The sequence below is a fragment of the Pilimelia columellifera subsp. columellifera genome, from assembly GCF_039532605.1.
GTDB classification, from domain to species: Bacteria; Actinomycetota; Actinomycetes; order Mycobacteriales; family Micromonosporaceae; genus Pilimelia; species Pilimelia columellifera.
Window position 1 is genome coordinate 100,948 of sequence record NZ_BAAARY010000010.1, and the last position, 12,193, is coordinate 113,140.

Sequence of the window (12,193 nt, forward strand, 5' to 3'; positions counted from 1 at the left end):
TGTCGTCCACTCCTGGTAGCTCCGGTCGACGAGGTCGATCAGCTCGGGCGCGGCGCCCAGCGGCGTGGCGACCGCCACCGCGCCGGCGGACCTGGCGCCGGTGGCCGCCGCCTCGTACAGCCGGCCGGGGCCGACGAAGTACGCGGCGGCGGCCACCTGGCGGCAACCGCGTCCGGCCAACGCCGCCACCGCCTCCTCGGGACGAGGCCCTGGGCCGGACGCGAAGCCGACGACCGCCGGCGCCCCCAGTCGCCGGGCCAACGCGTCGGCGACCTGGGCGACGCTGCGCCGGGCCGCCGGGTCGCGGCTGCCGGCGGCGAGCAGCGCCACCCCGTCGCAGCCGGTCGGGAGCCGCCGGACCAGGGCGTCGAGCAACGCCCGGCGCGGCGGTCGACCGGCCGCCGGCCCCCACGGCGGCGCGACCGTCACCGGGATCGTCGGCGCGGCCGCCCGGACCACCGCCGGCAGGTCGCTTCGGTGGTGGAATCCGGCGGTGAGCAGCAGCGGCGCCAGCAGCGCCCGCCGTGCCCCGGCCGCGGCGGCGCCGGCCAGCGCCGCCGCCGGGCGTTGCCCCGCGTGCTCCAGGTAGGCGGCGGTGACGAACGCCCCCGGCCGCCGCCGGCACAGCTCGGTGACGTAGGCCTCGGTGACGGCCGCGCTGGCCGGGTCAATGCTGCCGTGCGCCACGACGACCAGCGCGTCGATCCCGGTCACCCGTGCAGCCCACACTCGGTCTGCTCGAACCGCGCCCACCGGCCGGACCGGGCGGACGCCCCGACGGCGACCGGCCGGGTGCACGGCGCGCAGCCGATCGACGGATAGCCGAGGGCGACCAGCTCGTTGCGCGGCAGCCGGCGCCGGTCGACGTAGGCGTCCACATCGGCCTGCGTCCAGCGGGCCAGCGGCGCCACCTTCACCTTGAGTCGCCGGGCGTCGAGCCCTACCACCGGGGCGTCGGCCCGGGTCGGGGACTCGTCGCGGCGCAACCCGGTCGCCCAAGCGTCATAGTCGCCGAGAGCGCCGGCCAGCGGCGCCACCTTGCGTAGCGCGCAGCACCGTTGCGGTTCCCGGTCCCACAGCTCGGGCCCGTGCTCGCGGGCCTGCTCGTCAAGGGTGCGCGCAGGCCGGACCGAGCGCACCCGCAGCGGCAGAGTCCGGGCGACCTCGTCGCGCAGCGCCAAGGTCTGTGGGAAGTGCAGCCCGGTGTCCAGGAACAGCACGTCGACGCCCGGCGCGACGGTGGCAACCAGATCGGCCAGGACGGCGTCGCCGAACGAGCTGGCGAGGCAGAACCGTCCGCCGAAGGTGTCCACCGCCCAGGCGATCACCTGCTCGGCGCTGGCGTCGGCGAGCGCCCGCGCGCCGACCTCGGCCAGCTCGCCCAGTTCGAACAGCGACCGCCGGCTCACCGGTCACCGTCCGGTGACGACAACAGTCCCAGGAACCGGACGGTGAACGAGCGCGCGCAGCTGCGGCACTCCCACGGCGCCGACCGCTGGCCGGGCTCGGACGGGCCGGGGCGCAGGTCTTCCTCGCCGCAGTACGGGCAGTGTTGCGGCGGCGTCCGGCCGCTCACCGCAGGCTCATCTCGTCGGCGCGCAGCGCCCAGGCAGCGAACGGCTCGTCGTGGTGGCGCTGGTCCAGGTAGGCCGCCGCGACCCGCCGCACGTACGCCGGCAGCTCGGCGGCGGTGACCTTGAGGCCGCGCACCTTGCGCCCGAACCCGGCGGTCGCGCCGGCGGCCAGCCCGGCGCTGCCGCCGAGGTGGATCTGGAACCCCTCGACCAGCGCGCCGGACGCGTCACGCACCAACTGTCCCTTGAGCCCGATGTCGGCGACCTGGGTGCGGGCGCACGCGTTCGGGCAGCCGCTGAGGCTGATCGAGATCTCGGCCGCCGCCAGGGACGGGTGACGTTCCAGCTCGGCGACCAGCTCGGCCGCCCGCGCCTTGGTCTCGACGATGGCCAGTTTGCAGAACTCGATCCCGGTGCAGGCGAGAATGTCCCGCCGCCAGGTGGACGGGGCGACCTGCAACCCGATCGCGGCGAGCGCGGCGGTCAGCGGCGCCACGTCCGCCTCCTCGACGTCGAGGATGAGCAGCTTCTGGTCGACGGTGGTGCGGACCCGACCTGAGCCGTGCCGTTGGGCCAGCCTCGCCACCGCCGCGAGCGCCGTGCCGCTGACCCGGCCCGCGATCGGCGTCGCGCCGACGTACCACCGGCCGTCCCGCTGCCGGTGGACGCCCATGTGGTCGATCATCCTCGGGGCGGTCTGCGCCGCCGGACCGTCGACGAGTCTGCGGCCCAGGTACTCGGTTTCGAGCACCTCGCGGAACCGCGCCACACCCCAGTCCGCGAGCAGAAACTTCAGCCGGGCCCGGTGCCGCAGCCGCCGGTAGCCGTAGTCGCGGAACAGTCTGGTGACGGCCAACCAGACGTCCGGGACGTCAGCCAGCGGCACCCAGACGCCCAGCCGTCTGGCCAGCATCGGGTTCGTGGACAGCCCGCCACCGACCCACAGGTCGAACCCGGGCCCGTGCTCCGGGTGCACCGCGCCGATCATGGCGATGTCGTTGGTGAGGTACGGCACGTCCGGCAGCCAGGAGATCGAGGTCTTCCACTTCCGGGGCAGGTTCGCCAGGTCCGGGTCGCCGACGAACCGGCGGGTGATCTCGTCGATCGCCGGGCTGGGGTCGACCAGCTCGTCCGGGCTGATCCCGGCCACCGGGCTGCCGACGACCACGCGCGGGCAGTCGCCGCACGCCTCCGTGGTGGACAGGCCGACAGCCTCCAAGGTCCGCCAGATCGCCGGCACGTCCTCGATATGCACCCAGTGCAGTTGGACGTTCTGCCGGTCAGTGAGGTCGGCGGTGTCCCGGGCGTACTGCGTCGAGACCTCGGCGATGGCCCGGAGCTGATCGGCGTCCAGACGTCCGCCGTCGATCCGGATCCGCAGCATGAAGTGCTCGTCCTCCAGCTCGTGCGGCTCCAGGACTGCGGTGCGTCCGCCGTCGATGCCGGGGCGGCGCTGGGTGTACAGGCCGAACCAGCGGAACCGGCCGCGCAGGTCGTCGGAGGTGATGCTGGCGAAGCCGAGCCGGCTGTACGTCTGCTCGATCCGTTTGCGCACCTCCAACGGCCCGTCGTCCTGTTTGAACTGCTCGTTGTGGTTGAGCGGCGCGCGTTCGCCCAGCGCCCACTGGCCCTGGCCGCTGGCGACCGGCAACGCGGTGGCGGTCACGCCGACTCCTCGGGCGCGGTGAACAGCGGGGTGCTCAGGTAGCGCTCGCCGGTGTCCGGCAGGACCACGACGACGGTCTTGCCGGCGTTCTCCGGCCGGGCGGCCACCTGGGCGGCGGCGGCCAGCGCGGCGCCGCCGGAAACCCCGGCGAGGATGCCCTCGGAGCGGGCGAGCGTGCGGGCGGTGGAGCGGGCGGTCGCCACGTTCACCTGGACGATCTCGTCGTAGGCCGTGGTGTCCAGAACGTTCGGCACGAAGCCGGCGCCGATGCCCTGGATGCCGTGCGGGCCCTTCTGCCCGCCGGAGAGCACCGGCGACTCGGCCGGCTCGACGGCGACGATCCGCACGTCAGGGTTCTTGGCCCGGAGCACACGGGAAACGCCGGTGACCGTGCCGCCGGTGCCCACCCCGGCGACGACGATGTCGAGCCGGCCGTCGGTGTCATCCCAGATCTCGCGTGCGGTCGTCTCGGCGTGGACGTTCGGGTTGGCCGGGTTGTCGAACTGCCGTGGCTGGAACCAGCCGCGCTCGCTGGCCAGCTCGTCGGCGCGGGCGATGGCGCCCGGCATCCCGTCGGCGGCCGGGGTGAGGACCAGATCGGCCCCGTACGCGGCCAGCAGCGCCCGCCGCTCCAACGACATGCTCTCGGGCATCGTCAAGGTCAGCGGGTAGCCCTTCGCGGCGGCCACCAGGGCCAGGCCGATGCCGGTGTTGCCGCTGGTAGCCTCGACGATCGGGGCACCGGGTGCGAGGGCGCCGGTCGCCTCCGCGTCCTCGATCATCGCCAGGGCGATCCGGTCCTTGACGCTGCCGCCCGGGTTGCGGGCCTCCAACTTGACGACCACGGTCGCGCCGAGGTCGGCCGAGAATCGACGCAGGGCGACCAGCGGCGTGCGGCCGACCAGCGCCAGGACACTGTCGTGAATGGTCATGATGCTCTCCGTATTCGGGTTCGGATTCAGACGGGGGCGGCGAAGCGGGTTCAGACGGTCAGATGCCGGCGCCCGCGATGAACCGCGGACACTCCTGGGCGACGGCGTACGGCACGCGGACCCGCGCCGCCGCCGGGACGTCGCGGACCACCAGCGCGTGCGCCGAGATCTGGGCGTCGTCGCCGACAGTCACCGGGCCGAGGACGGACGCCCCGGCGCCGAGCACGACCCGGTCACCGACCCGCGGGTGCCGGCGGCCGGCGTCGGCGCCGCCCCACCAGCCCCGGCTGCCGAGGGTGACCCGGTGGAAGAGGGTGACGTCGTCGCCCACCTCGGCGGTCTCGCCGATCACCACCCCGTGGCCGTGGTCGATGAACAGCCGCCGCCCGATCCGGGCGCCGGGGTGGATTTCCACCCCGGTGGCCCAGCGGGCCAGTTGGGAGATCAGCCGGGGCAGCAGCGGCACACCGGCCCGGTGCAGCGGATGCGCCAGCCGGTGCGCCCACACCGCCCACAGGCCCGGGTAGAGCAGGACCTCGGGCAGGGCGCGGCCCCGTAGCGCGGGATCACGACGAACCGCGTGCCGGATGTCAGCGAACATCGGAAATCACCTTCGACAGCGCCACGCGTCGCCACCGGGACGCGCCTCAGCGCGGGCGTGGGGACGCGAATCGGACGGTGAGACGGTCGGACGGATGCGTCACGACCGGTCGTGAGCGGTGGAGGCGTGGCCTCAACAGCTGCTCGGACACCACTCGTCGAAGGTCTTCCGGACGTGCAGACCGGCCATGGGCGTAGCGAAGCGGCAGCCGGCGAGCGGCGCCACGATACCCACGGAAGTCATGCGGAGTAGCCTACGTGACGACCTGGCCGCCGCGCCACCACCGGCGCGTCGTCAGCCGACGGTTCGTCCGCCGGACCCAGCTGGGGGGAGTCGGCGGCAACGGTCGTCAAGCTGGACTCGATCCGTTCGGCTCCCGTACCGACCCGGGCCTACCGGGCCGGGGCTCGTCTGCCCGCGGCCGCACGCGGCGCCGCCGACGGCCCGGGCGCCTCGGCCGAAGCCGGTGCGGTGGACCATTTCAGCTCGATCTCAAGCTGGAGCTCGTCACCGTCCGCGCCGACCTCGACCTCCAGCAGCACCTCGTCGGTGATATCGAAACTGACGGTCGTGCCGGCGATCTCAACCTCGCCCGACCCGCCAGCGGCCACCGCTTTCGCCAGCCCCGACAGCCAGGCCGCGACCTCTTTGCGGCTGGCCGTCTGCTGGCGTTCCATCTTGATCGTGGCCTTCTCCGCCACCGTGATCAGCCTCCTGCGCTCGACGGTTGTCCCGGCGGGTCACGCCGGTTGGCGAACGCCTCGGCCGGCCGTCGGCGTTGCAGGCGAGCCGACCTCCTGATCCAGCTTCCTGTCCAGGTTGACGGCGGCGCTGATGAGCGCCAGGTGGCTGAACGCCTGCGGGAAGTTGCCCATCTGCTCACCGGTGGGCGCGATCTCCTCCGAGTACAGGCCGAGGTGGTTGCTGTAGGTGAGCATCTTCTCGAAGGTCAGCCGGGCGTCCTCCACCCGTCCGGAGCGGGCGAGCGCGTCGACGTACCAGAACGAGCAGATGGTGAAGGTGCCTTCGGCGCCCTGAAGCCCATCCGGTGAGGCGAACGGGTCGTACCGGTACACCAGACTGTCCGAGACGAGTTCCTCGTCCATCGCCCGTAGCGTCGACTGCCACAGCGGATCGTTCGGCGCGATGAAGTCCACCAAGGGCATGTAGAGCAGCGAAGCGTCCAGCACCTCGGTTCCATAGTGCTGGACGAAAGCCTCCCGTTTGGGGTGGTACCCGCGCTCGATGATCTGGTTGTAGACGGCGTCGCGCATCCGCGTCCAGCGGGCCACGTCGCCCGGGCGCCCGTGGTTCCCTGCCAGGCGGATGGCACGGTCGAACGCCACCCAGGACATGAGGCGACCGTAGGTGAAGTCCTGTCGGCCGCCGCGGGTCTCCCAGATGCCGTCGTCGGGTCGGTCCCAGTTGTCGCACAACCAGTCGACGAGTCGCGCGACGTGCCGCCACCCCTCGGCCGACATGCCGAGCCCGCGGGCGTCGGCCAGGTAGAGCGAGTCGAGCGCCTCGCCGTGGATGTCGAGCTGGAGCTGGCCCGCCGCTCCGTTGCCGATGCGAACCGGGCGTGAGCCGCGGTAGCCGTCCAGATGGGCGAGGGTCTCCTCCGCGAGTTCCGGCGAACCGTCGATGCGGTACATGATCTGGAGTGGCTCAGCGTGTTCGGTGGCTTCCCGGACACGGTCGCTGAGCCAGCCGAGGAACGCCGTCGCCTCGTCGGTGTAGCCGAGACTGAGCAGGGCGTGGATGGAGAAGGAGGCGTCTCGGACCCAGGTGTACCGGTAGTCCCAGTTCCGTTCGCCGCCGAGTTGTTCGGGCAGGGCGGCGGTCGGGGCCGCGATGAGGGCGCCGGTCGGCGCGTACGTCATCAACTTGAGCGTCATGGCTGAGCGTTCGACCGTCTCGCGCCAGCGACCCCGGTAGGTGGAGCGGCCGATCCAGTCGCGCCAGTAGTCGCGCGTCTGGGTGAACATGTCGAGAACCTCGTCGGCCCCGACGGCCCGGATCGGACCGACCGGGGCGGTGTCGAACACCATGCCGCCGACGTCGCCCGCTGCCAGACTGGCGTACGCGGTGACGCCGTTTCCGTTGCTGGTGATCGGCTCCTGGATCAGCCGTTGGCGGGCGCGCGAGGCGGCCAGGTGCATGGTGGCGGTCCGGCCGCGGAAGACCACACCGTCCTCGGTGATCTCGACGTCCGGTAGGTCTCGGCCGTAGTCGAAGCGTGGCTCGCATTCGAGCCGAAACCGCATCTGGCCCCGCACCACCCGCACCATCCTTACCAGGCGGTGCCGGTCGGTGGCCTTGTCACCGGCGATGGGCATGAAGTCGATGACCTCGCCGACGCCGTCGGCGCTGAGGAACCTGGTGATGAGGATCGGGGTCCCCGGCAGGTACAGCTGTTTGGTGACGTAGGTCGTGCCTTCAGGACGGACGCCGAAGTAGCCGCCCTTGGTCCGGTCCACCAGCCCGGCGAAGACGCTCGGGGAGTCGAAGCGTGGCGCGCAGAACCAGTCGATGGTCCCGTCTGTCGCGATCAGCGCGGCCGTCTGAAGATCCCCGATCAGTCCGTGGTCCTCGATTGCCGGGTACGCGTCCATTCCCACCTCCCGATCACGGCGCTACGTCGTGTGGCGCCCTCATTCGCAGCATGCGCGTCCTGGCCTGCTCGGGCTTCAGATTCGCCATTTCCGACTGTTTGCCCTGGTGGTAGGCCATTCAGCGATCGCGAAGACCTGATCGGGACTTGACCGGCGGCCACTTTCACTATTTAACTACTCAACTAGTTAAAGAGAGGGGGCGGCATGTGATCGAGTTCCATCTCGACCGCGCGTCAGGAGTCGCCAGCTACCTGCAACTCGTCCACCAGGTCAAGCGCGCGCTGCGTCTTGGCCTGTTGCAGCCGGGGGACCGGCTGCCCACCGCCAAGGAGGCTGTCGCACAGGTGGGCATCAACCCCAACACCGTGCTCAAGAGCTACCGCGAACTGGAACGCGAAGGGCTCGTCGAAGGACGACCTGGCCTCGGCACGTTCGTCCTGCCAGGCCCCCTCGTCCGGCCGGCCGCCAACACCGGGCTGCGCCGCGATCTCGACGCCTGGCTGGCCGCGGCCCGTGCAGCCGGGCTCGACCGCGAAGACATCGACGCGCTCATCGACGCCGCGCTCACCGACACCTTCCGAGAGGACCACGCCCCATGACATCCCCCGCCAACCTGGCCGCGGCGCCGCAGGCCGCGCAGCAGCCCGCCGCGTTACGCGTCACCGGCCTCGGAAAACGCTTCCGCCGCACCTGGGCCTTGCGCGACTGCGACCTCGTCGTGCCCGCCGGCAGCGTCACCGCGCTCGTCGGCCCCAACGGCGCCGGCAAGTCGACGCTGCTTCAGCTCGCCGCCTGCCTGATGCGGCCCACGACCGGCAGCGTCGAGATCTTCGGCACGCCCACCGACGCCATCGACGCCGCGCTGCCCCGCATCGCCTTCCTGCCACAGGACAAGGCGGTCTACCGCCGCTTCACTGTCGCTGAGACGCTGCGCTTTGGACGCGAACTCAACCCAGGCTGGGACGACGAGTTTGCCCACGCCCGTGTCGCGGAGCTGGGCCTGCCGCTGGACCAGCGGCTGGGAAGGCTCTCGGGCGGTCAGCGGACGCAGGTGGCGCTCACCGTGGCGCTCGGCAAGCGGCCCGATTTGCTCCTGCTCGACGAGCCGCTGGCCGACCTCGACCCGGTCGCCCGCGTGGACGTCGCCGCCAGCCTCATGACAAGCGTCCTGGAGACCGGTCTCACCGTCCTCTACTCCTCGCACCTGGTCGCCGAACTGGCCCGCGCCTGCGACCACCTCGTCGTCCTCAACGACGGTCGGGTTCAGCTCAGCGGCGACCTCGACGAGGTGATCTCCCAACACTGGCGGCTCACCGGCAGCGTCGACACCGTCGACGAGGTCGCCGCGCGGCACGAGGTCGTGAGCCGGACGAGCGCCGGTCGTCAGGCCACATTGGTGGTCCGCGCGCCGCGCCCGGAGATTGGCGCCGGCTGGGAGGCCGAGCTGCTCGGCCTCGAAGACCTGGTCATCGCGCTGCTGCGTAAGAAGACGGAGCACTGATCATGGTGTGGATCACCTGGCGCCAGCACCGCGCCTTCATCCTCTTCGGCCTCGGACTGTTTGCCCTCGGAGGCATTCTTCTGTTCTGGTCCGCCTCGGACGCTCCGCGTTACCTTGCCGCGTCCGGGAACGGTCCATGTCCTGGCCGGGACTGCGCCTGGTTCGCCAATTTCCTCCAGGGTCTCGTCCGCGGGGGCGCCGGGTTGGTCTCCTACGTCGGCCCGCTTATCGTCGGCGCCGTGCTCGGTGCGCCGCTGGTCGCCCGCGAGGTGGAGCGCGGCACCCACCGCGTCGCCTGGACGCAGTCGGTGTCGCGGAACCGTTGGCTGTGGACCAAGGTCGGACTGCTCGGCCTGCCCGTGGCCGTCGCCGGTCTCGTCACGGCCCAGATGGTGGCGCCGTGGTTCTCCACGGTGAAGGGCATGTCCGGGCGCCCATTCCAGGATGTCGGGTACTTCAACGCCACCGGGGTGCTGCCCGTCGCCTTCCTCGTGTTCGCGCTGATCGTCGGGGTCTTCTTCAGCGCCGCGATCCGGCGGGCTATCCCGGCGATGGGCGCGACCGTCGCTGTGCTGGCGTTGACCTTCGGGGTGCTCACGGAGACCCGCGACAGCCTGATGAAGCCGGTGACCGTCCCCGGGCGGGAGTACTACTCCACCGCCGGGAGTCCCGTCAACACCATCTGGGTGGCGGATTATGTCCGCGACGCGGCGGGCCGGCGGGTGACCAACACCAGCGCATGCGACGGCGCCGCGGTCGTTGTGCAGGAACGCGCCGCCACCTGGGATGCCAGTCCGACTGAGGAGTGTTACGCAAAGCACGGTTGGCAGAACCTGGTCGACTACCACCCGGCGGACCGGTACTGGCGGTTCCAGCTCATCACCGCCGGCATCCTGGCCGGACTCACCGGTCTGTTCGCCGTCGGCGCCGTGCTCGCCATGCGGAGGCGGGACTGATGCGCGGCTGGGCCGGCCCGAGCCGGCGACGTGAGGACCCGACCACGGCGTTAGAGCCCGGCCTTCGCCAGCTCCGCCAGCAGGGTCGTCTTCCGGCGATGGGCCTCCTTGACTGAGTCCAGCTCGGCGGCGAAGTCGCCGCCGGACCGCTCGTGCAGGTCGCGCAGCACGAGCAGGCGCCGCGCCGCGTCGGCGTAGCCGCGCTTGTTCTTCGCGGCGATGCTGCGTTCGGCGGCGTCGCGGTAGACCGGAATCGCGTCGGCCGGGTGGGTGGTGGCGCGCCGCTCGGCGACGCCGAGCAGCATCCCGTCGCTGCACCGGTGCTCGTGTGCGGCTACCCAGGCCGCCTCGATGTCGCCAGCGGCGACGAGGATCGACACGAGCGGGTCGGCGGCGTAGCCGCCGCGGGCGGCCAGCGTCACGAGGTGGGCCATCGCCCGATCGCTGGTGTCGGTGAGCGTGCCGGCCCGTTCGGCGGCATCGAGCAGGTCGCGGTGTCGTCGCTGGTCGGGGCGTTCGGCGAACAACGTCCACCGTTGCTCCAGGGCGTCGGCGAAGCGTCCGGCGGTGGTGTGCAGCTCGGCGAGCAGCTCGTTGACGCGTGAGTCGGGGCGCGGCGCCTCGGCCAGGCCGCGGACGAGCCAGCGGACGGCGTCGTCGACCCGACCGGCGTCCCGCAGGGCGGCGCCGATCCGGACGAACTGGTAGCCCGACGACAGGTCCTCGGCGTAGACGGCCACCAGCGCGTCGACGTCGCCCGTGACGGTGCGCAGGTACTCCTCGCGCAGGTGGGTAATGGTGAACTGGCGATGGTCCCACCGGGACTTGCCGTTGGTTGTCGTCGCCAGCTCGCTGAGCCGTCGCCAGTAGGCGTCCAGGCCGACCTCGCCGAGCGCGTCGGCGAAGTCGGCGACGGGGACCTCCGGCCACCCGGGTCCGTCGAGCTGGAAGTCGATGATCCAGTTGGCGAGATCGGCGGGTTTGGGCGGCGGCGCGGCGCGGCAGGCCGCCGCGTACCCGGCGACGGCACGGGCCGCGGCCCCGCCGATGGCCCCGCCGGAGTCGTCGGCCTGCTCTGATCGTTTGGTGATCAGCTCGATCGCGCGCCGGAACAGCGGCGCGGCCACGCCCGGGGCGTTGTCGGCGACCCGGGCGAGCGCGTCGAGCACATCACCGGCCTTGCCGGCGTACTGGTATGACGCCCGGTAGTCCAGGAAGCTGGCGCCCCGTAGTCCGGAGACTAGCCGGCGCAGCTCGGCGGTGTCCGGTTTGCCGGCCGTCGCGGCCCGCAGCGACAGCCGGCGGTAGATGGCCGGGTCGTCGGCAGCGAGGTCGAGGATGAGGTCGACCAGCTCGGCGGACGTCTGGCTGGCGAGGTGCTTCCGCAAGTCCGGTGTGCTTGCAGAACGCGCCCTCCTGCCCGTGGAGACAGGAACATTCGCCGAGGACGGTCCCGGGGCGTCCGGACAGCCGGACGGTGTAGGCGGCGCCGCCGTTGACGATGGCGACACCCCGTCGGGCAACTCGGCCACATCGACGACCGCGTCGACGTAGCCGAGGCCACGCTCGTAGGAGCGGCCGTCCGCGGTAGCGGATAGATCGTCTTCGGTGAACCAGGCCATGCCGGTATTCCATCATCCGTCAGCGCGGCTGTCGCGCCGCGCCCGCGGCGAGCGCCGTCAGGTCCGGCGACTGCCCTGCGCGGCGCAGCCGCAGTCGCCGCGCGGGTGGTACTCGCGGATCTTGCTGTAGTGGTTCATGGTGAAGCCGATCCGCCCCGAGGGATGGATGAGAATCCGGTGCTCGTTCGGCTTACCGGGCCGCTCGACCCGGAACTCCGCCGAACCGGCCCACTTACGCGCCGTGGTCCGCGGCTCCTTGCCGCGTCCCTGCCAGATGACTACGTCGCGGTTTCGCACCTCCGGCGCCAGCGTGCCGTCGGAGATCTGCCGCAACGCGTCCAGCATGTGCGTCGGGATGTAGCACGCCCGCTGCGCCGCGCGACGGGCGGCGACCGCCCCGTCCCAGATCGTGCGGACGTCGCTGGGCGCCAGGTCGTCGGGCGCGGAGTCCGTACCTCCCGTCGCCCACTGCATCACCCGCGCCGTGGGCCCGTGGTCGGGCTCGCTCGCCGGCTGCGGCCGTGGCCGATCATCGACGACCACATGCTGCGCGTGCGAGGCGGCGGCCCGGGCGGACGTCGGCGCGGCCACGACGCCGGCGCCCAGGACGCTGGCCAGGGACATCATCAGCCAGGCGCGAGGTCTGCTGATATCCATGCTGAGGTCCCCTCATGCGGCGGCGTCACGGCGGCGTCGGCGCGAGCCTTGCTCGCCGCGAGCCCCGGT

12 protein-coding genes and 1 pseudogene are annotated in these 12,193 nt (G+C 72.0%); 3 read left to right on the forward strand and 10 right to left on the reverse strand.

Going from position 1 to position 12,193, the window contains the following annotated elements; genetic code table 11:
- Positions 1-36 precede the first annotated feature (36 nt).
- The 8 genes and pseudogenes from ABD287_RS12230 to ABD287_RS12265 form a co-directional block, all read right to left on the reverse strand.
- Positions 37-798: pseudogene (locus ABD287_RS12230) on the reverse strand (sirohydrochlorin chelatase); the annotation flags it as partial.
- Positions 711-1,409, reverse strand: a complete 699-nt coding sequence (locus tag ABD287_RS12235) for a phosphoadenylyl-sulfate reductase (RefSeq protein ID WP_425565607.1) — start codon at positions 1,407-1,409, stop codon at positions 711-713. The gene ABD287_RS12235 and the pseudogene ABD287_RS12230, both read right to left, overlap by 88 nt.
- On the reverse strand, positions 1,406-1,576 hold the full coding sequence (locus ABD287_RS12240) for a hypothetical protein (RefSeq protein WP_344172371.1): 171 nt from the start codon (positions 1,574-1,576) through the stop codon (positions 1,406-1,408). Before ABD287_RS12240 ends, ABD287_RS12235 begins: the two co-directional genes overlap by 4 nt.
- Positions 1,573-3,240 (reverse strand): nitrite/sulfite reductase, encoded by a 1,668-nt coding sequence (locus tag ABD287_RS12245; protein ID WP_344172373.1) that lies wholly within the window; start codon positions 3,238-3,240, stop codon positions 1,573-1,575. Before ABD287_RS12245 ends, ABD287_RS12240 begins: the two co-directional genes overlap by 4 nt.
- Entirely contained in the window at positions 3,237-4,172 is a 936-nt protein-coding gene (gene cysK / locus ABD287_RS12250; protein ID WP_344172375.1) for a cysteine synthase A, read from the reverse strand. The genes ABD287_RS12245 and cysK overlap by 4 nt, the downstream gene beginning before the upstream one ends.
- A 58-nt stretch (positions 4,173-4,230) precedes the next feature.
- Positions 4,231-4,773, reverse strand: a complete 543-nt coding sequence (gene epsC / locus ABD287_RS12255) for a serine O-acetyltransferase EpsC (protein WP_344172377.1) — start codon at positions 4,771-4,773, stop codon at positions 4,231-4,233.
- A 392-nt stretch (positions 4,774-5,165) separates the two neighbouring features.
- Entirely contained in the window at positions 5,166-5,474 is a 309-nt protein-coding gene (locus ABD287_RS12260) for an amphi-Trp domain-containing protein (RefSeq protein ID WP_344172379.1), read from the reverse strand.
- Between the two features lie 39 nt (positions 5,475-5,513).
- Complete coding sequence (locus tag ABD287_RS12265; RefSeq protein ID WP_344172381.1) at positions 5,514-7,388, reverse strand: glycoside hydrolase family 15 protein; 1,875 nt, start codon at positions 7,386-7,388, stop codon at positions 5,514-5,516.
- A 206-nt stretch (positions 7,389-7,594) separates the two neighbouring features.
- Between ABD287_RS12265 and ABD287_RS12270 the strand changes: the two genes are divergently transcribed.
- Genes ABD287_RS12270 through ABD287_RS12280 form a run of 3 tightly spaced genes read left to right on the forward strand, consistent with a single transcriptional unit; the run spans position 7,595 to position 9,845 of the window.
- Positions 7,595-7,987 (forward strand): GntR family transcriptional regulator, encoded by a 393-nt coding sequence (locus tag ABD287_RS12270; RefSeq protein ID WP_344172383.1) that lies wholly within the window; start codon positions 7,595-7,597, stop codon positions 7,985-7,987.
- Positions 7,984-8,889, forward strand: a complete 906-nt coding sequence (locus ABD287_RS12275; RefSeq protein WP_344172385.1) for an ATP-binding cassette domain-containing protein — start codon at positions 7,984-7,986, stop codon at positions 8,887-8,889. Before ABD287_RS12270 ends, ABD287_RS12275 begins: the two co-directional genes overlap by 4 nt.
- A 2-nt stretch (positions 8,890-8,891) precedes the next feature.
- Complete coding sequence (locus ABD287_RS12280) at positions 8,892-9,845, forward strand: ABC transporter permease (protein WP_344172387.1); 954 nt, start codon at positions 8,892-8,894, stop codon at positions 9,843-9,845.
- Between the two features lie 50 nt (positions 9,846-9,895).
- Here the strand turns inward: ABD287_RS12280 and ABD287_RS12285 are convergent, their stop codons facing one another.
- Both ABD287_RS12285 and ABD287_RS12290 read right to left on the reverse strand, forming a co-directional pair.
- Positions 9,896-11,233, reverse strand: coding sequence for a DUF6880 family protein (locus ABD287_RS12285; protein WP_344172389.1), 1,338 nt, complete (start codon positions 11,231-11,233; stop codon positions 9,896-9,898).
- A gap of 291 nt (positions 11,234-11,524) precedes the next feature.
- Entirely contained in the window at positions 11,525-12,124 is a 600-nt protein-coding gene (locus tag ABD287_RS12290; RefSeq protein WP_344172391.1) for a hypothetical protein, read from the reverse strand.
- Positions 12,125-12,193 lie beyond the last annotated feature (69 nt).